This is a genomic window from Actinacidiphila glaucinigra (genome assembly GCF_035918135.1).
In the GTDB taxonomy this organism is placed as follows: Bacteria; Actinomycetota; Actinomycetes; order Streptomycetales; family Streptomycetaceae; genus Actinacidiphila; species Actinacidiphila glaucinigra.
Genome location: NZ_CP109144.1, coordinates 2,134,925 through 2,156,295, shown reverse-complemented (window position 1 = coordinate 2,156,295; position 21,371 = coordinate 2,134,925). Strand labels below are relative to the sequence as shown.

Genomic DNA, 21,371 nt, shown 5'->3' with positions numbered 1-21,371 from the left:
GGGAAAGGGCGGGCGGGGATCTTCGTGGTTCAGACGAGGAACCCGCCGTCGACGGCGAGGTGGGCGCCGGTGATGTACGAGGCCTCGTCGGAGAGCAGGAAGGCGACGGCCTTGGCCACTTCCGCGCCGGTGCCGAGCCGACGGGCCGGGATGCGCTCGGCGATCCTCGCGACCTCGTCGGGGTTGCCCTGCTGGCGAGGCACTGGGATGACGCCGGGCTGGAGCTCGTTGATGCGGACGCCGTGCCGTGCCCACTCGGAGGCCGCCGTGCGGGTCAGTCCGCGCATGCCGTGCTTGCTCGCGCTGTAGGCGGCGCGGGCGGACAGGCCGCGGTCGGCGAAGACGCTGGAAATGTTGACGACGGCGCCGCCACCGGCCTCCCGGATCGCCGGGATCTGGTACTTCATCCCGTGGAAGACGCCGGAGAGGTTGATTCCGATGGTCCTGCTCCATTCCTCCTCGGGGAGGTCGGGAACCTCGTGGAGGGCGCCGGAGGTGCCCGCGTTGTTCACGGCCAGGTGCAGGGCGCCGAAGTGGGCGACGGTCTCGGCGACAGCGTGCTCGACGGCGAGCGGGTCGCTGACGTCGGCCGGCAGGACGAGGGCCCTGCCGCCCGCCGCGGCGATCTCGCCGGCGAGTTCTTTCAGGGGTTCCTCCTGGCGGCTCACCAGAGCGACGGCGGCCCCGCGGGCGGCGAGCAGCCGGGCGATGTCGTATCCGATGCCGCTGCCCGCGCCCGTCACGAAGGCGGTCCGGCCGGCGAATTGGTCGTCGAAGTTCATGGGTTGTGCTCCTTGCCCAGGGGGCGGCCGGTCGCGGCCGCGCCCTTGCGTGCGGTGTCCGGTGGGGACGTCACCTTTCGTTGCCGTCCTGGGAGGTGTTGAGGGCTCCGTAGCGGCCGCCCTTGACCCGTGCGGGGTCGAACAGGGCGCCGAGGCGGGCCACGTCGTCGGGGCTGAGCCGGACCGAGGTCGCCGCGAGGTTCGCCCGGACGTGGTTCGGACGCCTGGAGCCGGGGATCGGGACGATGTCGTGGTGCCGGCCCAGCAGCCAGGCGAGGGCGATCTGCCCGGGGGCGGCACCGGCGTCCGAGGCGAACCGCTCCAGCTCACGGACGAGCCGCAGGTTGTTCTCGAAGTTCTCGCCCTGGAACTTGGGCAGCGTCGAGCGGAAGTCGTCGCGGCCGAAGTCGGCTCCCCGGCGGAAGGCTCCGGTGAGCATGCCGCGGCCCAGCGGGCTGTAGGACACCAGGGTGATGCCCAGACGGCGGCACTCCGGCAGCACCTCGGCCTCGACGCCGCGTTCCCAGAGGGAGTACTCGCTCTGCAGGGCGGAGACCGGGTGGACGGCGTGGGCCCGCCGCAGAATCTCCGTGCTCACCTCGCTCAGACCGATTCCCCGGACCTTGCCCTCGATGACGAGGTCTGCCATGGCGCCCACGGTGTCCTCGACGGGGACGGCCGGGTCCAGCCGGTGGTAGTAGTACAGGTCGATCCGGTCCGTTCCGAGCCGCTTCAGGCTGGCCTCGCAGGCGGCCCTCACGTACTCGGGGCGGCCGTCGAAGAAGCTGCGGCCCTCGGGGGTGGGTCGCGCGGAGAACTTGGTCGCCACGACCGCCCGGTCCCGGCGGCCTTTGAGGGCCCGTCCCAGTAGTTCCTCGTTGTGCCCGAAGCCCGGCACCGGCCGGCCCGGGGTGGCGCTGCTCGCCCCGTAGTAGTCCGAGGTGTCGAACAGCTCCACGCCCAGCTCGATCGCGTCCTGGATGGTGGCGACCGAGGCGTCCGGGTCCGCCGCTCCGTAGAACTGCGACATCCCCATGAGCCCGAGGCCGACGGGCCGCACAGATATGCCGGAGCTGCCGAGCGGCGTACGCGCTGCTGCTGTGGTGTCTTCGTTCACGCCCTGCCGCCTTTTGTGGAGTCTGTCCCGCGGCCCCTTTAAGAGGCCACTGGAACTTTATGTCTCCACGCTAAAGGTCCACTGGCCTCTTGTCGAGTCCCGACGGCCCGGAGTGAGGTACGCGACCCCCCGGCCCGGGATGCGCCGCTCGGCTCCGACGGGCCGCGGCGAAGGGTTTCCCGCCCAGCGCGTGGCGTCTCGCCGGGGCTGCACATGGGCCGGGTCGCTCGGTTCGGACAACCGGCCACTCCGGTCGTCGCGGGCCGGACGCGGCGGGGACGGCGTGCCGGCTGCCGCGGGCGCAAGGTTCCCAGCGGACACGCGGGGCCCTGCCGGGCGAACTCGTACGGTGCGCGAGGGTCGTCGTCCGCACCATCGGCGGCAATGCGGTGCGGCAGCGGCCGCACGGAGGCGGAACGATCCGCGCCGGTTCGGTGGCAGGTCCTGCTGTCTCGCCGGACCGCCGCCCGATTGGCGCCCGCAGGGGCCTCAGGCCAGCGCGCTGACGCCGTCTCCCAGGAGCTTCAGGCCGAGGACGAAGAACAGGACGGCCATGATGACGGCGTTGTGCCGGGCGGCCCGGTCCCGCCAGTCGGCGAGGATGCCCTCGGCTCGCTCTCCCATGCACAGGTACACGGCGAGCGGGGCGAGGACTCCGAGCGACGCGATGACCACGAACACGGCGAGCGCCCCGATCTGCTGCGGCACGGGGATCCCCGCCGAGCTGATGGAGGCGCCGGCGGCGATGGTCAGAGGGGCGTTCTTGGCGTTCGCGGCCGAGAGCAGCAGTCCGAGGCCGAGCACCTTCGGCGGGGTGAAGTGATCGATCGCCGCCATCCACTTCGGCAGCCGCGCCTGTGAGGGGTCGCGTGGACGCCCCCGCCACTGCCGGGCGGCGAAAAGGAGGAGCAGGACGCCCAGCGCCAGCTTGAGGGCTCCCACCCACGTGGCCGGTCGATCGTGCGCGGACGCCCCGCCGGGGCCGCCCACCGCCAGCGTGATCGCGCCGAGGACGGCCAGGCCCAGGAACCAGCCGACGGCGAACAGCGTGCCGTTCGTCCGCCCCTGCGGGGTGGCCAGGATGAGGATGATCGCCACGATGGGGAGCGGACTGATCGCGACAGCGGCGGCCAGGCCGAGCACATCGCCGACGGCGTGTCCCAAGGCGGCCTCCTCGAAGGCGGAGAGTTCACGTGCGCGTGCATGCCATGACGACACAACAGCTGTGCGCGCCGGCCGGGCTCCGTAATCGATCGTGGGACGACCGCGACGCCGGGGCTCGGTATTCGTGCCGTACGGGTGACCGACGGGCGTGATGGCCGCGTGGTTGGTCTGCTCGACGCCGTCTCACCAGGGGCGGGAGGGGCGCTCCGTCCGCAGCCGGGCCCGGCGCACCAGTTGGCGCGCCGGGCCTTTCGCGGTCTACCACCAGATGACGACGTATCCGGGGCCGCCGGGCAGGCCGTCGCGCTCGTTGGGGGGAGCGTGAGGGGCGCCGTTGCCGCCGATGCCCGCAGCCGGTGGTGCCGGCTGGATGACGCCGTCCACTGCCGGACGACCCCCCAGGCCCGGAATGCTGCCTCCGCCCGCCCCACCGACGGCGCCTTGCCGGACCGTGCCCTGGCCAGGGCAGGAGCCGGTGCCGCCCGTGCCGCCGCTATTGCCCATGGCAGCCAGGCCGCCCTGTGCCGTCACGACGCCGCCGAGACCGTTGTCCACCGTGCTGGGCGTGCCTGGCTGGCCGTTCGTGTTCTCGGGTCCGCCTGCTCCTCCTGCGCCGATGTCCACCGTGACCGGCGTGCCCACCTGGACGGGGAGGACGCACCAGACGAAGCCCCCGCCGCCGCCGCCCGGTCCAGCGTTGATGTCACTTCCCGAACCTCCTCCGCCGGCACCCCATGCCTGGACGAAGACCGAGGTCACCCCGGCGGGCGGCGCGAACTGGCCGTCATTCTGGAAGTCCACCAGGCCGTGAGCCGGGCCCACACCAGGCGGCCCCTGCGGTCCCTCGGGCCCGGCGGGCCCCTGAGGACCGGCAGGACCGGCGGGCCCCTGCAGGCCGGTCTCACCCTGCGGGCCCGGAGGACCGGCAGGGCCCTGCGCTCCAGGGGCTCCCTGCGGTCCGGGAGGCCCAGGAGGCCCGGGCGGGCCGGGAATCCCGGGGCGCCCCGGGTGCCCGTGATAGCCCGGACGGCTGGGGCAGTACCCGGGGAAATAGGGAAAGAGGAAGCACGGGCCGGCGAGACCGGTTCCCGCGCCGGGTTTCACGGCCTCGGCCGCGCGACCGTCGGCGCTCCCCGCATGTGCAGCACCTGTGAGAGAACTGGACGCCAGGGCCACGCCCGCGGCCACCGTCCACAACGCCCGGGGTAGGGCTGTTCGAGACAACACGTCACCTCCAGGAAGGGGCCCGCGACGGGCGGCAGCCGCCGCACCGGCAGAGAGAAGCTCTCATCGAAGGCGGCGAGCCCACAGCAAGAATCACCCTGTGTGCCGTGACCTGCACATTCGCCAGCCGACCGGGTGACCGGCGTACGGCCAAGGCCCGCATTCGGGGTCCGGCCCCTTTGTGTCTCCGCCGGGAGGAGCCGGCCGCGACGACCCTCATGCGGGCGGCATCGTGCGCCGCGTGGTCCGGAAGCGATGGAGGGCCCGGCCGGTGCCGAGTGTCCGGGCCCATGCGGCTGTTGAGGCCCCGGCCGGCCGTCGTGCTGCCCTATGGGGTGCTGACTGCCACGGTCGTCTTCAGGCGCACGGTGCCGAGCGTCGGCCGAATCGTCCGGTAGCGCGAAGCGCCCGCCTCCACCGCTGGGACGTGCGCTTCGGGTGAGCCGGGCCCCTGCCGAACCGGGCCCATGGCCACCGCGCGGCACGGCTGATCACCGTGCCGGCGCAGACCGCCCTGTCAGGCAGCCTGCGGATACGTAGACCGGGCAGCCCGACGAGGTGTGACAACGGGCCGTCCACGCGGGCGTTCTGACGACCCACGCCGTGCACATGGCGAGCTCTCGATGGAGCTCGGCGGCTGAACCGGTCCCCGGTGTCTCCCCGCCGGAGGCGGAACCCGGACGGGGAGGTCGGCTGCGGCGGCGGCTCGGACGAAGCGGGTTCGTCCGCCCCGGCTCAGCCCACGGCGCCGGGCAGGACGCCCTCCTCGTGGAACTGCGTGCGGTACAGCTCCGCGTACCGGCCCTCCGCCGCCAGGAGTTCCGCGTGGGTGCCGCGCTCGACGACGCGGCCGTCCTCGACGACGAGGATGAGGTCGGCGGCGCGCACCGTGGAGAGGCGGTGGGCGATCACGACGGCGGTGCGGTCGGTGAGGGCCTCGGCGAGGGCTTCCTGGACGGCGGCCTCGGAGGTGCTGTCGAGGTGGGCCGTGGCCTCGTCCAGGATGACGACGCGCTGCCCGGCCAGGAGCAGCCGGGCGATGGTCATGCGCTGGCGCTCCCCGCCGGAGAGGCGGTAGCCGCGTTCGCCGACGACGGTGTCGAGGCCGTCGGGGAGTTCGGCGACCAGACGGTCCAGACGCGCGCGGCGCAGCACGTCGCGCAGTTCCTCGTCGGTGGCCTCCGGCCGGGCGAGCAGCAGGTTGGCGCGGATCGTGTCGTGGAAGAGGTGGCCGTCCTGGGTGACCATGCCGACCGTGGCCCGCAGCGAGGCGGACGTCAGGTCGCGGACGTCCGTGCCGCCGACGCGGACGGCGCCCTCGTCGGCGTCGTACAGGCGCGGCAGCAGCTGCGCGATGGTCGACTTCCCGGCGCCGGAGGAGCCCACGAGCGCGACGGTGTGGCCGGGTTCCGCGCGGAAGGAGATCCCGTGGAGGACCTCGCCGCCGGCGCGGGTGTCCAGCGTCGCGACCTCCTCCAGTGAGGCCAGCGACACCTTGTCGGCGGACGGGTAGCCGAAGCGGACGTCCTCGAACTCGACGGCGACGGGCCCGTCCGGCACCGGGCGGGCGCCGGGCCGGTCCGCGATGAGGGGCCGCAGGTCGAGGACCTCGAAGACCCGCTCGAAGCTGACCAGGGCGCTCATGATGTCGACGCGGGCGCCCGCGAGCGCGGTCAGCGGCGCGTAGAGCCGGGTCAGGAGGAGGGCGAGGGTGACGACGGAGCCCGCGTCGAGGGCGCCGGTGAGCGCGAAGTGGCCGCCCAGGCCGTAGACGAGCGCCAGCGCGAGGGCCGAGACGAGGGTGAGCGCGGTGATGAAGGCCGACTGCGCCATGGCGGTCCGCACGCCGATGTCCCGGACCCGGCGGGCGCGTTCCTCGAACCGGGCCGACTCGTCCGCGGGCCGGCCGAAGAGCTTCACCAAGGTGGCGCCGGGCGCCGAGAAACGCTCGGTCATCTGGGTGCCCATGGCGGCGTTGTGCTCCGCGGCCTCCCGCTGGAGGCGGGCCATGCGGGTGCCCATGCGGCGTGCCGGGACGACGAAGACCGGGAGGAGGGCGAGGGCGAGCAGGGTGATCTGCCAGGACAGGGTGAGCATGACGCCGAGGGTCAGCAGGAGGGTGACGAGGTTGCCGACGACCCCGGAGAGCGTGTTGCTGAACGCGCGCTGCGCGCCGATCACGTCGTTGTTGAGGCGGCTGACCAGGGCCCCGGTGCGGGTCCGGGTGAAGAAGGCGACCGGCATGCGCTGGACGTGGTCGAACACGGCGGTGCGCAGGTCGAGGATGAGGCCCTCGCCGAGGTTCGCGGACAGCCAGCGGCCCAGCAGCCCGAGGCCCGCCTCGGCCAGGGCGATCACGGCGATCAGCACGGCCAGCGTGGTGACCCTACCGGGGTCCCCGCCGGAGACGATGGCGTCGACGACCCATCCGGCGAGGACGGGGGTCGCCACGGCGAGCAGCGCAGTCACGGTGCTCAGCAGGACGAACTGGGTGATGCGGCGCCGGTGCGGCCGGGCGAAGGCGCCGACGCGGCGCAGGGTGTCGCGGGCCAGGGGTCGACGGTCGTGCGTGGCGTTCATGACGCTGTGCAGCTGCGTCCAGGCCGTGGTCTCCATGCTCATGCACCGACCGTAGAACCTCGACCGGCCTTGAGGTCAAGGAACCCCCGGCAGGGAGCGGGTCAGGCATGCACGCACACGGGCGCTGGGCACTGGGTCCGGGCTCCTGGGCCGGACGAACCGGCCGAGCCCCAGGACGATCGCCCGCCGCCACCGAAGGGGTCTCCGGGCCGCCGTCGTGTGGCCGAAGACGTTCCGGACCTGGGCGATCACCCGGTCCGGCTACTGAATGTGCACGACGAGGTGCACGAGGCGATTCTTGCTGTGGGCGCGCTGCTGTCCACGACCGCTCACTCTCCCGGACGTGACGCCGGGCGCCCGTCGTGGGCCTTACCCGGAGGTGACGTGGTGTCTCGAACAGTCGTGTCTCATGCGTTGTGGACGGTGGTCACGAGCCTGGCCCTGGCGGCCGGTTCCATGGCGGGTGCGGCGTACGCGGTCGGCGCGGACGGTGCCCCCGCGCCCGAGGACGGCGTTCCCCGTGCCGGGAAGCGTTCGGTCCAGCCGTGCTCTTCCTTCCCGTACCTGCCCTGGCACTGCCCGGGCCGGCCGGGCCGCCCCGGTCCACCGGGGCCCCCCGGTCCGCAGGGACCTCCCGGGCCCGCCGGTCCTCCCGGTTCGCAGGGACCTGCCGGCCCCGCCGGGCCTCAGGGGCCGCAGGGCGGAACCGGTCCGCAAGGACCCGCCGGGCCCGCCGGACCGGAAGGTCCCCAGGGGCCCGCGGGGCCTCAGGGGCCGCCCGGAACCGCAGCCGCCCACGGCCTGGTGGACTTCGACGACGACGGTGTGTTCGTGCCGCCCGCCGGGGTGACCACGGTCTTCGTCCAGGCATGGGGCGCCGGCGGGGGCGGAGCCGTAGGCGGCGGCGCGATCACCGGCGCCGGAGGCGGCGCCGGCGGCTTCGCCTGGTGCGTCCTCCCCGTCCAGCCGGGCACACCGGTCGCGGTGGACGTCGGCGCCGGCGGCGCCGGTGGCGCCGGCGCGGCCAACGGTTCTCCGGGGACGCCGACCGGAGTGGACAACAACCTGGGCGGCGTCGTGTCGGCCGGTGGCGGCGGGGGCGCGTCGCTGCTCATCGGGGGCAGTGGCGGTACGGGCGTCTGTCCCGGGCAGGGCACCGTCCGCACGGGCGCGGACGGCCAGGAGGGCAACCCGCCACCGGGCGCCCCGGGCCAGGGCGGTCGTCCCGCGGTGGACGGCGTGGTCCAGCCGGCGCCACCCGGTGCGGGCGAGGGCGGCGACGGCGGCGGCGACACCGACCTTCCGGGTTCGGCGGGCGGCGACGGATACGTCGTCATCTGGTGGTGACGGACCGCCCTCCAGTCCGAGCGCGCCCGCCCTCGCCTCACGGCCTCCCCGGAATTCCGGCCGGTAATCGATATCCTCACGTTCAGTCCGGCGGACCACCCCTCCAGGGAGCGGGAGCACTTCATGCCACATTCGGGAGAAACCGCGGACGGAATTCCCCGGCCGCAGCGCTTCACGGATGTCGAAGGCTGGTTCTGGCCGGTCGACCAATTGCTCTTCGACTGGTTCCTGCGACGGCAGAGCGACCGGGAACACCGGGGTGACCTGCTGGAACTCGGTGCCTACATGGGGAAGAGCGCCATCTTCATGGGCGGCTACCTCCGTCAGGGGGAGCGGTTCACGGTGTGCGACCTGTGGGATTCCCCGGCCGTGGACGACCCCAACAGCGCCGAGATGAACAAGGCGTACGCGACGCTCACCCGGCGCGCGTTCGAGGCCAATTACCTGTCGTTCCACGACCGGCTCCCCACGATGGTGCAGGCCCCGACCTCGGCGATCACCTCGCACGTCGGCGCCGGCAGCTGCCGCTTCGTGCACGTCGACGCGTCGCATCTGTACGAGCACGTCGCCGGCGACATCACGGCGGCGCGCGAACTGCTGGTCCCGGAGGGCATCGCGGCCTTCGACGACTTCCGCAGCGAGCACTGCCCGGGCGTCGCCGCCGCCGTGTGGGCGGCGGTGGCAACGGTGGGACTCAAGCCCATCGCGGTCACCGGCACCAAGCTCTACGGCACCTGGGGCGACCCGGCCCCGGCGGGCGAGGAGCTGCAGCGGTGGCTGAGGACGCGCCAGGACCTGTGGCACGCCGTGGACCAGGTGGCGGGCGTGCCCCTGATCCGCATCAGGGGCACGAAGGCGAAGTCCCCGGCTCCGCCGGTCTCCCGCCACGCGTCACTCCACGGCCGCACGTCCCTGGTCAGGGAACGGGCCCGCGCCGTCCGCCGCCTGGCGAAGGACCTCGTCCCGCCGGCCCTGGCCCGTGCCGTGCGGGCGTCCCGCCACCGCCGTACGTCATGAGGCCCTGACCCCGGCCCCACCTCCCAGGAACCCCGCCACGGCCGTCACGAAGCGGGCCGGGTCGTCGAGCCAGGGGAAGTGCCCGGCGCCGGGCTGGACGACGAGCTCGGCGTCCGGGAACAGCCCGGCGAACTCCGCGACCGTGGCCGGGGGAGCCCCGAGGTCGACCTGCCCGGCCAGCAGCAGGACCGGTGCCGTCAGCCGGGCGAGCGCGGCGCGCGTGCCGTCCGGGTCGAAGGCGCCCTCGGCGCCGAACGCGGCCACCACCTCGTCCTTCATCTGCTCCCGTTCGGCGGCCTGGTGGGCCCGCGCCGCATCGTCCCAGCGGCCGTAGGAGAACGGCGCGATGGCCTGCCACCGCTCGGCGGTGGCCTCGCCCGCCACGATCGCCTCCAGGGCCGCGAAGGCCTCCGGGAACCACGGTTCGTCGCGGCGCAGCAGGGCCGTCTCGCGCCGGAGGCCGCCCGAGACGGGAAGCCCGACGGCCCGGACGCTCGGCGTGACGAGGACGAGGCCGCCGACACGGTCCGGATGGCGGCCCGCGTACTGCGCGGCGATGTTCGCCCCGGCGCTGTGCGCGAGCACGTCCATCCGGTCGAGGCCGAGGTGCTGGCGCAGCGCCTCGACGTCGTCGACGAGCCGGTCGCAGCGGCAGGAGGCGAGGTCCTCCGGCAGCCCGGACAGGCCGGTGCCGCGGAGGTCCGGCCTGATCAGCCGCCGGTGCGCGGACAGGCCGCCGAGGTCACCGAGGTACACGGAGTCCTGCGGCCCGCCGGGCAGGCAGAGCAGCGGGCGGCCCGAGCCGAGGTCGTGGTAGGCGAGTTCGGTGCCGTCGTACGAGGGGAAGAAGGGCATGGCGAAGGTCCTTTCGGCGGTGCTGGGGGAAGCGCGGTACCGGGGCGCGGTGTCAGTGGTGTGCCTGCCGCGCACCGGAGGCCCGGGCGAGACGGCCGGCGAAGAAGCGGTGCTCGCTCTCCACCTCGGACCTGGGCAGCTCCATGTGCCGGCCCGGGTTGGCGTGGAGCGTCCTGTCGCGGGAGGCGAAGGCGTCGAAGAGGGCCAGCGACGACGACCGCGGCACCAGCTCGTCGTCCCACTGCAGGAGGAAGCGGACCGGGACGGTGATCCGGGCCGCCGCGTCCGCCAGGGACTCGTGGCCGAGCAGCCCGAACACCGCGGCGGTGATGCGGGGTTCGGCGGCGACGAGCGGCACGCCGACGGCGGTGCCCAGCGACAGGCCCCAGAACCCGATGGGGACGTCCGGGCCGACGCGGCCGTCCTCCAGCAGGGCGTCCAGTGTGGCGCGCCACTCCGGGACGGCGCGGGCGGCCAGCGCCGCGTTGTGGGCCGCGACGAGCGGGGCGACGGGCCCGCCCGAGGCCACCGCCTCCCTGATGCGTACCGCAGCGGCCTCGTCGTCGGCGGTCCGCGGGCGGTCGCCGTGCCCGGGCGCGTCGATGGCGGCGACCGCGAAGCCCCCGGTCGTCACATGGTGGTGGGCGCGGGCCAGGAGACCCGGGGCCTTCTTGTGCCGTCCGCCGCCGTGGGCCAGCAGGATCAGCGGGCGGTCGCCGTCCGCGCCGGCGGGGGACCAGAGCACGCCGGTGATGTCGCCCAGGACGAAGTGGTGTTCCGAGACGCCGTCGGCGGTCGTCTCCGAGAGGAAGCGCATGGTTCGGTGCCTTTCGGGATGCCTTCGGGCACTCCCGGGGACACCTGCGTCAGAAGATCCGCGCAGCCGTGCGGGAGGGGAGCACCCGTGCTGATACAGCGTTGATGGGTCTCACCTCCTCGGTCGTTACTGCGCGGTGACGTTATCAGACCGGTGATCGTGGGGCAGCCTGTTTTCCCGGCGCCTTCCCGCGGCTCCCGTCGCCCCCCCCGGCTCGCGTGGAGGGCGACGGGAAGGGCCTCACGGCTGGGGGGAGGTGAAGGCGCTCAGGAAGCGGTCGCGGAAGGAGTCCATCCGCCAGACGGGAGCGTCGTGTCCGGGCTGCAGGCCGTCGCTCCAGCCCCAGTCGGAGACCTGGTCCAGCACCTTGGGGTCGTGGGCGACGATCGCGACCGGCACGTCCCGGCTGGCGTTGACGCCGACGACCGTCGACACCGGCTGGTGGTCGCCGAGGAAGACCAGCACGGTGTCCTCGTCGCCGTATTTCGTCACGAAGTCGATGAGGTTGGTCAGCGAGTACTGGATGGCCTTGCCGTACTCCTGGCGCACCAGCGCGGCGTCCTTCCAGACGTCCTCGCGGTCCTTGCCCTCCTTCTGGATGGCGTCGTAGACCGAGCCGTCGCCGACCTCGTCCCAGCCGATCGTGCGGGGGATCGGTGCCCAGGGGTTGTGGCTGGAGGTCAGGATGATCTCCGACATCATCGGCTGGTTCGACGCCTTCCCGTGCTCCAGGCGCTCGAAAGCCGACAGGGTGTACTGGTCGGGCACCGGCGACCAGCCGAACTTGGGCCCCTGGTAGCCCATGGTGCGTGAGTCGTGGACGTGGTCCAGGCCGAAGAACTTGCTCTCCGGCCAGGCCCGCGTGACGCCGGGCATCATGCCGACCGTCCGGAAGTCGCCGGTGCGCTTGAAGGCACTGGTCAGGGTCATCCGGTCGCTGGAGCTGACGTAGCGGTAGCGCTGCTGGTCCGGGACCCACAGCCCGGACAGGAAGGTGGTGTGGGCGAGCCAGCTGCCCCCGCCGGTGACGGGCGAGGTCAGCCAGCCGCTCCGGGCGGAGAACCCGGCGTCGGCGAGCTGCCGGGTGCCGTCGCGGAGCACCGCGTCGACGCCCGGCGCCATCGCCGGGTCCTCGACCGCGCCGCGGCCGTAACTCTCGATGAACGTGAAGATGACGTCCTTGCCCCGCAGCCCGGACAGCAACTGCTCCGACGGCACCTTCGCGAAGCGGTCGTTGGCCACCTCCTCGGCGAACACCTTCCGGTCGGCCAGTCCCTGCTGCACCATGGCCACCTGGCCCCGGACCCGCTGGCCGGCGACCTTGGCGGCCACGCTCAGCCCGGAGACCTGGATGCCGAGCGTCGCGCACGTCATCCAGACCACGCCGGCCACCAGGGTGCTGCGGCGCGCCACCGAGGGGTGCCGCGCCATCAGCTTGGAGAGCCGCACGATCGCCAGCGGCATCAGAACGACCAGCGCGAGGACGGCGAGCAGGGCTCCGGCCAGGGCACCGTACGCGGTCGTCCCCCCGGCGGAGTCCTTCAGGAACGACAGCCCGTCGGCGAACAGGGACCAGTCGAACAGCAGGTAGAACGGCCGTTGCAACGTCTGGTAGAAGCCCATGTCCACGCAGTTGAGGACGACCAGCAGGGCGAGGACGACCCCGCTGAGCACCGCCACCACGCGCCGCGGCCTCGGTGGCAGCACGAGCAGCAGGGCGGCCAGCAGGATCGGCTCCGCCGGGACGCGGACGAAGCGGGACGCGGTCAGCTGGGGGAGCCGATCGGGCATCAGGAAGGCGAAGAGCACCAGGACGCCGGCGAGGACCGTGAGGCTCCACGACAGGGCGCGGGTGATGTCGGGGTGTCGCTCCCGCCATCGGGTGAGCGCGTTCTTCGCGGCGGGGGCCGGTTCGGTGGGGCCGGGTTCGGTGGGGCCGGGGTCGGCGGGGGCCGGGTCGACGGGGTCGTCCGCTTGGGCCTGTTCCGCGTCCGGCTCGTCGTCGGGCGCGGGGGCCGGCTCGGGTCCGGCGGCCTCCGTGGCGCCTTCCGGGGCCGGCTCCGCGACCGCCTCCTCCGGGGCGTCACCTGGGGGCGTTTGCTCCGTCGAGTCCGCCTGGTCCTTTGCCGACCGCTGATGAGCGCTGGAGAGCGACACCCCGAAGTTCCTTCCGAACGAGCCACAGTGATGGACGGTGACCCCGGATGGAGAGGGTCGGGTCACTGACAAGCCTGTACGGCTCGCCGACCGCCTCGGTTCACCCTCCTCCCGTTCGTCGGGAAAAGCGGACCATCGCATGGGCATGTCTTTACGGAAGAGGGAGGGTTTCACCCGGCTGTCGCCTCCGGCGTCACCCGGCTGCCGGTACGAGCGCGGCACGCACGTCATCGGCATCGCGGCGGGTGGTCACGCGGCGACGTGCGCTGAGGTCGGCCCGGTGTCCCCGGGAGTCAACTGCCGGGCGTGGCCCAGGCGCTGGGGCCGAGCTGGTCGATGATCGTACGGAGCTGCTCCCGGTCGAGCTCGTAGATCGTCTCGCCCGCCCTCGGGTCGCGCGCGTGCAGGGTGTGCAACAACGGCCCGCCGTGGGGCCCGATCTGCACCAGGGTGGCCGAGGCTCCCCGGACGGCGCGCTCGGTGCCGGGCGGCGCGGTCAGGTCGACCCGGCCGACGACCCCCGAGGTCACGCACACCGGCACCGACTCCAGGTGCCCGGACAGCTGGAGGTGGAAATGGCCGCAGAGGATCAGCCGCACGTCCGTGCCGCGGATCGCGTCGGCCAGGTCGCCGGGGTTGCGCAGTCCCAGCGCGTGCTGCACTTCGACGTCGAGCGCGATCGGCGGATGGTGCAGCACCAGCACACTGCCCATGGGGGCCGGAGTGGCCAGGACCTCCCGCAGCCAGGCGAGCTGCGCTCCGCCGAGCAGGCCGTACCCCATGCCGGGCACCAGCGAGTCGAGGGTGATGAAGCGGTACCCGTCGACCATGCTCACGGCCGCCCGCTCCCCGGCGGGCGAGGTGAGCATCGCCCGTGCGTGGTTGCGGCCGTCCGGGCGCAGGTGCCCGCTGCCCAGCGCCCGCGCGAAGGCCCGCCGCTCGTCGTGGTTGCCGGTGCTGTAGAACACCGGCGCCCGTCGGCGCAGGGCGAAGTCCCGGACGATGTCGCGCACGGAGAGGTACGCGTCCAGCGATCCGTCGTCGGCGATGTCGCCGCTGATGACGATGACGTCGATGTCCGCCACAGGTTCCAGGTCGTTGAGGAGCCCGCGCAGCGACTCCCTCGCGTTGACACCACCCGCCTTCGGTGATCCGAAGCGGTCGAGATGGGTGTCGGAGAGATGCAGGATCCGCATTGCGCGTACGGTACTCGGCTCGCGCCGTGCCGTCACCGATCATTGCGCCGCGCACGGACGGGCGGGGTGCCGCCGAACGGAGTTGCGCGCCGGTGCGGCGGTCGTGAGGCTGGGCCCGGCAAGGGATGCCCAGGGAGAGGGGGAGCGTCATGCAGCGGTCGTGGAAGGACTTCGACTGGAGGGCCACCGAGGTGCCGCAGGTGCCGCTGGACGACGGGCAACGCCTGCAACGAGGGGTGCCGTTGACGCTGCGGGCCGTACAGGACCGGCGGGCCGTGCAGCGGCCGGTGTTCGACCCGGCGCTCAAGCAGCATTTCAACGCCTACCGGGCGGCCGACCCGCGGTTCCCGGACCCCGAGGTGGAGGCCGCGTGGGTGGAGGCGCGTCGCCTGGCGACGGACCTCGTGCTGGCGGCCGTCGCGGACTCGCCGTGGGCGGAGCACCTGGTGCTGCGCGGCAGCAGGCTGCTGCGCGCGTGGTTCGGGGACGCCGCCCGGGAGCCCGGCGACCTGGACTTCGTCGTCGTGCCCCGGGAATGGCGGATCGAGGAGCCGCGAACGAAGGCGATGTTCGACGGCATCGCCCGCGCGGCCGGGCACGTCTCCGCGTCCGGGCCGGTGCGGATCTCGGCGGAGGACGCGATCGCCGAGGACATCTGGACGTACGAGCGGGTGCCCGGACGCCGCCTCGTCCTGCCGTGGACGGCGGACGGGCTGCCCGGCGGGATCGTCCAGATCGACGTCGTCTTCAACGAACGGCTGCCCACGCCGCCGGAGCCGGTCCGGCTCCCCGCCCTGGCGGCCGGCGGCCCCGAGGCGGTGGTGCTCGGGGTCTCCCCGGAGCTGTCGCTGGCGTGGAAGCTGATGTGGCTGGTCAGCGACCGGTACCCGCAGGGCAAGGACCTGTACGACGCGGTGCTGCTCGCCGAGTCCTGCCGGCTGCGATACGAGGTGCTGCGCGACGTCTTCCTCGACGCGGAGGGCTCGTACGCGCTGCGGCCCGTCACCGCGGACAGGCTCGGCGAACCGGTGCCGGCGAGGGAGTGGCGGCACTTCGCGGCCGAGTACCCCCGACTCGGCGGCGACGCGGCGCCGTACGGCCGCCGCCTGACCGACGCACTGGCCCCGACGTTCGAGGGCGCCCCGCAGGGCGCCGCGTTGCGGGCCTGGTGGATGGCGCCCTGGCTCGCCGAGTACCGCGAGGTCCACGAGCGCGAGGGCATGACGGGTCTGCAGAAGCGGCTGGCAGCGGAGGCGGGCCCGCCGGTCGCCGTCGTCATGACCCGGCACGTGCTCGGGCCCGGCCGGTGCGGCCCCGAGGACGCCCTCGAGATCATGCTGGCCGACCCGGCCTGGTCCCCGTGGGTGAAGATCTACGAGCGGCATCCGCAGTGGCGCCGGGAGCACTTGGAGGAGCCGGGGGAGTGACGGCGGCCTCCGGCCGGGGCCGGCGCCGCGGCCGGAGGGTTCCGGCGGCTGGTGTCCGACGCCGGGGCAGGGCACTTGCGGGCGCAGGAGCACCTTTGTCGGCCGCGGAATGACGGCGCCGTGTGGGCAGGTGCGGTGACCTTCGCGAGGTCGGCCGCGCCCGCACGCGGTGCGTCCAGGCGCCGTCGGGGCGTCCGCCGCGGTCGGCTCGACGCCGACGGCGATCGAAAGCACGGGTGCGGCCGGAGGGTTGGGGGCGCCGTCCGCGGTGATGGCGGACGCGGCGGGTGCGGCGGCCCTCGCGAGGTCGGCCGCGGTGTGGCGGGCGCGGCAAGTTGCGCAGGGTGCGTCCTGGCGGGGGTCAGCCGCGTGCGCCCGACCTCACCGCTCCTGCCGCCGCCGGGCACGGCGCTGCCGTGGTCGGCGGGCGGCCACGGCAGCGTGGGAAAGGCGGGCGGGTGCGGCGGCCCTTGAGGGGGCGCCGCACCCGTGCCGGAGTGCCGGAGGTCAGCCGCGGGCGGCCGACGCGACCGCTTCGGCTTCCGCCGGGGCCGCTGCGGGGCCGCCCGCGGAGTGGCGGGCGGTGGCCGCCCGGTGGACCGGGACGAGGAGGGCGGCCAGGGCCGCCGCCAGGCACAGCACGGCCAGCAGCCCGAACGCGTGGGTGTAGCCGGAGGCGTAGGGGAGGCCGGAGGGCTGGAGCCGGCTGGTGACCAGGACGCTGGTGACCGCCGCGCCGATGGATCCGCCGATGGTGCGGATGTTGGCGTTCATACCGCTCGCGGCGCCGGTCTGCTCCGGCGGGACGCTGCGCACGATCAGGTTGGCCATGGAGGCGAAGGCGAGGCCGATGCCGAGGCCGAAGATGCCCGCGGCGAACGCCACCTGCCACTGCTGAGCGTGCCAGGCCGCGAGGAAGCCGCAGGCCACCGCCCCCAGCGCGGCACCGGTCGTGAGCAGGCGCTTCGCGCCCACCACGGGCTCGAGGCGGCCGCTGAGGACACCGGAGAGGAACATCGCGATCAGCATCGGCAGCATCAGCAGGCCGGCCCCCGTCACACTGGCGCCGAAGCCGTAGCCCGCGGCCTTCGGGGTCTGGGCGAAGCCGGGGAGGAAGGACCAGATCGCGTACATGCCCGCGCCGAAGAGCAGGCCGGCGGTGTTGGTCGTCCACACGGCGCGCAGCCGCATGATGCGCAGGTCGATCAGGGGGTGGCGGGAACGGGCCTCGGCCGTCAGCCAGAGGGCGAAGAGGACGACCGCGGCGGCGAACAGGCCGAGGGCGCGGCCGGAGGTCCAGCCCCACCGGGTGGCCTGGCTGAGCGGCAGCAGCAGCGCCACGAGCCAGCCCGACAGGAGGATCGCGCCGAGCCAGTTGACGCGTCCCTCGGCCCGGCTCGGGGACTCGGGCACGTAGCGGAAGGCGATCAGCGCGGTGATCGCGACGACGGCGACGGGCAGCCAGAACAACCAGCGGTAGTCGAGCGCCGAGACGATCGGGCCGGCGGCCACGATGCCGACGCCGCCGCCCGCGGCGATCACGGCGGAGAGGTTGCTGATGCTCGGGCTCACCCGGCTCGCGGTGAACTCGTCCCGGATGATCCCGAAGGACAGCGGGAAGAGCGCGCCGCCGATGCCCTGGATGACGCGGGCGATGATCAGGACGCCGATGGACGGCGCGAGCGCGGCGAGCAGGCAGCCCAGCGTCAGGGTCACCAGGACGGCGACGAGGGTGCGCTTCTTGCCGATCAGGTCGCCGACCCGGCCGAGGATGGGGGTGAAGACCGAGGCGGACAGCAGGTAGGCCGTCATCACCCAGGTCACGGTGGACTGCGAGGTGTGCATGGCGTGCTGGACGGTCGGCAGGGCCGGCGCGATCAGCGACTGGAGCATGGAGAACACGCCCGCACCGGTCGCGAGGACCGCGAAGGTGAGGCGGGTGGACTTCCTTGGCATGAAAAGCCTCTCCGATTCCGAACGGGACGTGGCCGGGTCGTCCGGCCGTGGTCGTACGGGCCGCGTGGGCAGCCTGGGGAACGGTGACCGCGCGCGGCGGCCGCCGGGGAAAGCCGGGGGGACGGGCGATGCGTCGGCGCAGGGCCCGTGGAAGGGGTCACACTGGGTCACACCGGGATGCGTACGCCGTACCGTCGCGTGCTCGGCACGCGGCGAAGGGAACCACACCCCGACTGGTAAAGTGGAGGTATGCCTCCACTGTAGCGGAGGCCACCCTCCACTTCAAATGTTCCGGTCAGGAGGCAGCAGTGACGGCCGACACGTTCCCCGTCAGCGCGATCGTCGCGTCCCAGCGCCCGCACCGAAAGGACGCGGCGCGCAACTACGACGCCCTGCTGGCGGCCGCCCGCGAGGCCTTCGCGGAGAACGGCGCCGAGGCCTCACTGGAGGACGTCGCCCGCCGCGCGGGCGTGGGCATCGCCACGCTCTACCGGAACTTCCCCACCCGCCGGCACCTCTTCGAGTCCGTCTATGCGGACGAGGTCAACGACCTGTGCCGGGTCGCCCAGGAGGTCGCCGACCGCGAGCCGTGGGACGCGCTCACCTCCTGGCTGGGCCGCTTCGTCGCCTACACCGTGACCAAGCGGGCCATCCGCGAGGCCCTCAACAACGAGTCCGACGTCTTCCTGGCCTGCCGCGACTCCATGTTCCAGGCCGGCGACCCGCTCTTCGACCGCGCCCAGCAGGCCGGCGAGGTCCGCGGCGACATCTCCTTCGACGACCTGCTCCGCATGGTCTCCGGTATCTCCGGAACCTACTTCCCGGACGACGCCCAGCGCGACCGCATCCTCGGCGTCGCCCTCGACGGGGTCCGCGCGAACCGCTGAACCGCGCCGCACGCGCCGCACGCGCCGGTCAGCCGCCCGGCCGCGGCGCGGCGTAGGCGCGGACGGCCACCCGCCGGTCCGGGCCCCACCGCTGCTCGACGGTGGCCAGCAGCGTCCATCCCAGCCGCTCGTACAGGGCGGCCGCGGCCGTGTCCGACGCGACGACGTCGAGCACCGGGTGCAGGCCGCGCAGCCGCGCCTCCTCGACGGCCGCGGCCATCAGCAGGGCGCCGATGCCGTGGCCGCGGGCCCCCGGCGCGACGAACAGCCGGCCCACGACCGCGGTCGGTCCGGCGGCCGCGCCCTCGCGCGCGCTCCACAGCCCCGGCGCGGCGTCGCTCCCGCTGCCCGCCCCGAGGGCGACGTGACCCACGACGACACCGTCCGACTCGGCGACCCACGCGGCGAGGGATGCCGCCCCGGAGATCCACGCGGCTGGTGCGGCGGGCCAGTCGACCGGGTAGCCGTCCCGGTCGTGGACCGCGGCGAGCACCCGCGCGCACGCGTCGAGGTCGCCCTCCTCCCGCCGCCGGACCCGTATCGCCGTACCTGCCGTCGCCTCGTCCACCCGGGAATGCAACCACAGGCCGCCCGTCGCGCGGCGGCGGCCCGGTCGCCCGGGAGCGGCACCCGTACGGCGAGATCAGGACAAGTACCCGCCGCGACGCGGGCAGCGGCTCCCCCGTGCGGGCAATCCACCGCATTCCCGGAGGACTTCGTGCACACGACCCACACGTGAACCCACGCCCTGCACGGACCCGCTCCGGCCGCGCGTCACCTCGAGATGCGGGCCTCGATGCCGTCGAGCAGGAAGTCGAGGCCGATCCGGAAGGTGTGGTCGGCGTCCAGGTGGGCGGCATCGCGCACCACCGTGGCCAGCGCGGGGAATCGGCCGGTGGCGAACGTCCGCTCCAGATAGGGCCCCAGTGAGGCCTGCCAACGCGCCTCGTCCATCCCGGTGGCCCGCTCCGCGCGCCGCTCGGCGACCTCACGGCGCACCGCGCCGATCGCGTACGCGTTGACCGCGGCGACCACCGGCATGACGGCGTCCACGTCGACCCCGCCCAGTGCGGCCACCACGGTCTCCCCACTGGCCAGCGCGTGCGGCCCGAGCTGGGGTCGGCCACCCAGGAGGTCGGCGAGCCATTCGTGCTCGTGGGCGGCGTGCCGGGTGGCTTCGGCAAGGGACCGGAGCACCTCCCGCCAGCCGTCCCCGGCCGGCCGGATCTCGGCGTGGACGGCGTCGACCATGAGGTCGAGCAACTCCTCCTTGCTCGCGATGTAGCCGTACAGCCGCATCGGACGGACGTCCAGCGCGGTGGCGACCTTGCGCAGCGACACCGCGTCCAGGCCCTCCGCGTCAGCCAGTTGGACCGCCGCCCGCACGATCCGCTCCCGGCTCAACGGGGCCGGCACAGGTCGATTTGGTGGCTCCGGCCTCTCCCACACCAACATGCCGCTCACCATACATCGCCTCGGACCGATACAGTGTATCGGTCAGTACGGTGTATCGAAGGAGAAGCGGCCATGACCATCGCCATCGTCGGAGCCGGCCTCGGCGGCCTGGCTCTCGCCCGTGTGCTGCACGTGAACGGCATGGATTGCGTCGTGTACGAACGAGAGTCGTCACGCGGTGCGCGCGGTCAGGGCGGCATGCTCGACATCCACTCCGGCCAGCGGGCGCTGCGCGAGGCCGGTCTGATCGACCGGTTCCACGCGATCGCCCGTGGTGAAGGCCAGGACATGCGTCTTCTCGAGCCGGACGGCACCCTGCTGCTCCAGGAGGACACGCCCGACGACGCCCCGCTCGCGCGACCCGAGGTCGACCGCGCCGACCTGCGCGACCTGCTGCTGGATTCCCTCCCCGACGACGTGGTGCGCTGGGGGCACGCGTTCACGTCCGCCGACAACGGCCTGCTGCACTTCGCCGACGGCAGCAGCGCGACGTATGACCTGCTGGTCGGCGCGGACGGCGCGCAGTCCCGCGTCCGCCCGCTGCTCACCGACGCCCGCCCGGCGCACATAGGCCAGAACGTCGTCGAGGTCGGCATCCCCGACATCGACCGCACGCACCCCGACCTCGCGGCGATGGTCGGGCGCGGCAACTACTGGGTGCTCGGCAACGGACTGTCCCTGGCGGCGCAGCGCAACGGCAACGGTCGCGTCCGCATCGGCCTCAGTTTCTACAACACCCCCGAGGACTGGTTCGCCACCATCGGGATCCCGTTCGACGACCCGGCCGCCGCGCGGGCGCGGCTGATCGACCTGCTCCCCGGCTGGGACCCGCGGTTCACCGCGCTGATCGCGGCCTGCGACGACACGGTCGTCCCGAGGTCGATCAGCACCCTCCCGGTCGGCCTGACCTGGCCGTCGACGCCGGACGTCACGCTGGTCGGCGATGCCGCGCACCTGATGCCGCCGGTGGGGGAGGGCGCCAACATGGCGCTGCTCGACGGCGCCTTGCTCGGTCTCGCGCTGGCCGCGCACCCGGACGACTTCCCCGCCGCCGTCAGGGAGTACGAGCGCGAGATGTTCGAACGCACCGGTGCTGCCGCCCGGATGTCCGCGGACATCCAGGAACTGCTGATGTCGCCGGACGCCGGCAAGAAGATGCTCGCGTTCTTCCAACGCGGCTGAACGCGACCGCATGCGCGGTTGTACGGCCCGGCCGCCCTCCGGGCGTTCGGACAGCGCCTCCCCGAGATCCGGTCGGTCCGGCGCGGCCGACCCCGCCCACCAGGGGTTTTCCGGCCGGTAGGCGAAGAGGAAACGGGAAACCCCTGGTGCCGGCGGTCCGTCAGGGGTCACCGTGAGGGCCGACACGCGACCGAGGGCGGCGCCGGGC

The 21,371-nt window shown here is 73.6% G+C and carries 17 protein-coding genes; 5 read left to right on the top strand and 12 right to left on the bottom strand.

The window, feature by feature from the left end; translation table 11 throughout:
• Positions 1 to 29: 29 nt before the first annotated feature.
• The 5 genes from OIE69_RS09540 to OIE69_RS09520 all read right to left on the bottom strand — a co-directional run bounded on the left by OIE69_RS09540 (position 30) and on the right by OIE69_RS09520 (position 6,909).
• Positions 30 to 782, bottom strand: a complete 753-nt coding sequence (locus OIE69_RS09540; protein ID WP_326571517.1) for an SDR family NAD(P)-dependent oxidoreductase — start codon at positions 780 to 782, stop codon at positions 30 to 32.
• 70 nt (positions 783 to 852) lie between these two features.
• Positions 853 to 1,899 (bottom strand): aldo/keto reductase, encoded by a 1,047-nt coding sequence (locus tag OIE69_RS09535; protein ID WP_326571516.1) that lies wholly within the window; start codon positions 1,897 to 1,899, stop codon positions 853 to 855.
• A gap of 489 nt (positions 1,900 to 2,388) precedes the next feature.
• Complete coding sequence (locus tag OIE69_RS09530) at positions 2,389 to 3,063, bottom strand: GAP family protein (RefSeq protein ID WP_326571515.1); 675 nt, start codon at positions 3,061 to 3,063, stop codon at positions 2,389 to 2,391.
• Positions 3,064 to 3,321: 258 nt separating this feature from the next.
• Entirely contained in the window at positions 3,322 to 3,864 is a 543-nt protein-coding gene (locus tag OIE69_RS09525) for a glycine-rich domain-containing protein (RefSeq protein ID WP_326571514.1), read from the bottom strand.
• A gap of 1,158 nt (positions 3,865 to 5,022) precedes the next feature.
• Positions 5,023 to 6,909, bottom strand: coding sequence for an ABC transporter ATP-binding protein (locus OIE69_RS09520; RefSeq protein ID WP_326571513.1), 1,887 nt, complete (start codon positions 6,907 to 6,909; stop codon positions 5,023 to 5,025).
• A 762-nt stretch (positions 6,910 to 7,671) separates the two neighbouring features.
• On the opposite strand from OIE69_RS09520, the gene OIE69_RS09515 reads away from it, so the two are divergent.
• Both OIE69_RS09515 and OIE69_RS09510 read left to right on the top strand, forming a co-directional pair.
• Positions 7,672 to 8,214, top strand: a complete 543-nt coding sequence (locus OIE69_RS09515) for a glycine-rich domain-containing protein (RefSeq protein ID WP_326571512.1) — start codon at positions 7,672 to 7,674, stop codon at positions 8,212 to 8,214.
• Between the two features lie 123 nt (positions 8,215 to 8,337).
• Positions 8,338 to 9,231 (top strand): class I SAM-dependent methyltransferase, encoded by an 894-nt coding sequence (locus OIE69_RS09510; protein WP_326571511.1) that lies wholly within the window; start codon positions 8,338 to 8,340, stop codon positions 9,229 to 9,231.
• Here OIE69_RS09510 and OIE69_RS09505 read toward each other — a convergent pair.
• The 4 genes from OIE69_RS09505 to OIE69_RS09490 form a co-directional block, all read right to left on the bottom strand.
• Positions 9,226 to 10,086 (bottom strand): alpha/beta fold hydrolase, encoded by an 861-nt coding sequence (locus tag OIE69_RS09505; RefSeq protein ID WP_326571510.1) that lies wholly within the window; start codon positions 10,084 to 10,086, stop codon positions 9,226 to 9,228. The two genes, OIE69_RS09510 and OIE69_RS09505, sit on opposite strands and share 6 nt — an antisense overlap.
• A gap of 52 nt (positions 10,087 to 10,138) precedes the next feature.
• A complete protein-coding gene (locus OIE69_RS09500; protein WP_326571509.1) occupies positions 10,139 to 10,903 on the bottom strand; it encodes an alpha/beta hydrolase in 765 nt (254 codons plus the stop codon).
• A 240-nt stretch (positions 10,904 to 11,143) separates the two neighbouring features.
• Entirely contained in the window at positions 11,144 to 13,060 is a 1,917-nt protein-coding gene (locus OIE69_RS09495; protein ID WP_326571508.1) for an alkaline phosphatase family protein, read from the bottom strand.
• Positions 13,061 to 13,353: 293 nt separating this feature from the next.
• Positions 13,354 to 14,256, bottom strand: a complete 903-nt coding sequence (locus tag OIE69_RS09490) for a metallophosphoesterase family protein (protein ID WP_326571507.1) — start codon at positions 14,254 to 14,256, stop codon at positions 13,354 to 13,356.
• 149 nt (positions 14,257 to 14,405) lie between these two features.
• Between OIE69_RS09490 and OIE69_RS09485 the strand changes: the two genes are divergently transcribed.
• Entirely contained in the window at positions 14,406 to 15,683 is a 1,278-nt protein-coding gene (locus OIE69_RS09485) for a nucleotidyl transferase AbiEii/AbiGii toxin family protein (RefSeq protein ID WP_326571506.1), read from the top strand.
• A gap of 507 nt (positions 15,684 to 16,190) precedes the next feature.
• On the opposite strand, the gene OIE69_RS09480 is transcribed toward OIE69_RS09485, so the two are convergent.
• Positions 16,191 to 17,639, bottom strand: a complete 1,449-nt coding sequence (locus OIE69_RS09480) for an MFS transporter (protein ID WP_326571505.1) — start codon at positions 17,637 to 17,639, stop codon at positions 16,191 to 16,193.
• A 308-nt stretch (positions 17,640 to 17,947) separates the two neighbouring features.
• Between OIE69_RS09480 and OIE69_RS09475 the strand changes: the two genes are divergently transcribed.
• Positions 17,948 to 18,526, top strand: a complete 579-nt coding sequence (locus tag OIE69_RS09475; RefSeq protein ID WP_326571504.1) for a TetR/AcrR family transcriptional regulator — start codon at positions 17,948 to 17,950, stop codon at positions 18,524 to 18,526.
• A 28-nt stretch (positions 18,527 to 18,554) separates the two neighbouring features.
• On the opposite strand, the gene OIE69_RS09470 is transcribed toward OIE69_RS09475, so the two are convergent.
• Both OIE69_RS09470 and OIE69_RS09465 read right to left on the bottom strand, forming a co-directional pair.
• Positions 18,555 to 19,094: a GNAT family N-acetyltransferase gene (locus OIE69_RS09470; protein ID WP_326571503.1), complete on the bottom strand. Its 540-nt coding sequence runs from the start codon at positions 19,092 to 19,094 to the stop codon at positions 18,555 to 18,557.
• Positions 19,095 to 19,300: 206 nt separating this feature from the next.
• Positions 19,301 to 19,981, bottom strand: coding sequence for a TetR/AcrR family transcriptional regulator (locus OIE69_RS09465; RefSeq protein WP_326571502.1), 681 nt, complete (start codon positions 19,979 to 19,981; stop codon positions 19,301 to 19,303).
• Positions 19,982 to 20,053: 72 nt separating this feature from the next.
• Here OIE69_RS09465 and OIE69_RS09460 point away from each other — a divergent pair, with 72 nt between their 5' ends.
• Entirely contained in the window at positions 20,054 to 21,163 is a 1,110-nt protein-coding gene (locus tag OIE69_RS09460) for an FAD-dependent oxidoreductase (RefSeq protein ID WP_326571501.1), read from the top strand.
• Positions 21,164 to 21,371 lie beyond the last annotated feature (208 nt).